The sequence below is a fragment of the Burkholderia sp. AW33-5 genome (genome assembly GCF_053427615.1).
The window spans coordinates 1-256 of the sequence record NZ_JBSAXA010000135.1; the positions used below are offsets into that span (position 1 = coordinate 1).

At 64.1% G+C, this 256-nt stretch carries 1 protein-coding gene; it reads left to right on the forward strand.

What is annotated here, in order from left to right; genetic code table 11:
- Positions 1–256 (forward strand): hypothetical protein (locus ACV22V_RS32705; RefSeq protein ID WP_448016873.1); only part of this gene is annotated, 256 nt, incomplete at both ends.

Below are 256 nucleotides of genomic sequence, written 5' to 3' on the forward strand. Positions count from 1 at the left end.
GGCGATCCACGAGCTGGCCGCCGATATCCGCGCGAGTATTCCGGACGTCAAGCGGCGGATTCACGGTTTGGCCGGCGAAGACGTGGGCACGGTGATGTACCTGCTCAATGTCCTGATCCGCGCGCTTCAGGTGAAGCGTCATGCCTTCGCGACGGTCGACAGCCGCAAGTCGAATCAGGCGAAACGCAAGGAAGGCGGACAACAGGTCACCAACGTCTCCGAGCAGGCAAACGCCCGCAAGCCCGGTCCGGGCTGC